At 56.3% G+C, this 1,022-nt stretch carries 2 protein-coding genes; both read right to left on the minus strand.

Features of this window, described 5'->3' with window-relative positions:
* Positions 1-331, minus strand: a 331-nt coding sequence (locus CAF78_RS27495; protein WP_143515131.1) for a DcrB-related protein, incomplete at its 3' end; no start/stop codon positions are given.
* Positions 332-352: 21 nt separating this feature from the next.
* The coding region (tssI, locus tag CAF78_RS27500) for a type VI secretion system tip protein TssI/VgrG (RefSeq protein ID WP_143515132.1) at positions 353-1,022 on the minus strand (670 nt) is incomplete at its 5' end.

The following is a 1,022-nucleotide window of genomic DNA, read 5'->3' on the forward strand; positions in this document are numbered from 1 at the left end:
CAGCTGAAAGCGGCTCGAGCCATTGAAGATGAGCGAGTGATTTTTCTAATTCCTTCAACAACTGTTGTGAAAGCACTTCCAGATCTACATCGGGTGAAACCTGCGACCGGCCTATTACCAGTGAAAACGGACTCGGCCCAATGTCAGTCAATGTCAGAAGTTGGTAGGTCTTGTCCTTGAGTGCTTCTGGGCGAACAAAACTCAGTTCGTTGGTGAAAAAGCGCGGGGGCGGTACTGCCTTCAATGCTTCCTGTTCCAGCCGCTCACGCTCAAGTCGCTCTTGTTGTTCACGCCGCTGTGAAAGCCGGTCATAAATGCTCGGACGATGCATAAGACTGTTCCTTGTCCCTAACTAGTTTTTGTTCAGATTGATGATGCTGCTTCCGGCGAGGTCTACCTCCACCCCAGAGAGGATGACCTTGCCATCTGCCGTCATTTCCAGAGTGCTGCTTCCCACTTGCAGCGTGATGGACGTGGCCGCCCTGATCCGTACCGCTCCTTGGTCGACGGTTACCAGGTACGACCCTTCTTCCACGGCAATACTGCTTTCCAACCGGATAGTTTCCTCGTGCTTGCCTCCGACCGTGATGGACCGATTGCCACCCACCACGCGTTTTTCATCAGCCTCGACTTCGGTATCCAGGTTGCGCTCGGCATGCAGGAGCACCTGCTCAGCGCCACCCTTATCGTCAAAGCGCAAGTAATTGGCATTCGACCCTTTGCCCTTGATCGAGCGCGTCAACAAACCGCTTTGGGTCTTGTTCGCCGGCAGCGACCACGGCGGGGTATTGCTGCTGTTGTAGAGGCTGCCAATGATCAGCGGGCGGTCCGGGTTGCCGTCGAGAAACACCACCACCACCTCATCCTCTACCCGTGGAATCTGGATGCTGCCAAACCCACCGCTGGCCCCAGCTTGTGCCACGCGCACCCAGCAGGAGCTCTGCTCGTTGAACTCGCCGTGGCGGTCCCAGTGGAACTGCACCTTCACCCGGCCCAGTTCGTCGGTGAAAATCTCTTCGCCC

This window comes from Pseudomonas sp. R28(2017), assembly GCF_002112505.1.
In the GTDB taxonomy this organism is placed as follows: domain Bacteria; phylum Pseudomonadota; class Gammaproteobacteria; order Pseudomonadales; family Pseudomonadaceae; genus Aquipseudomonas.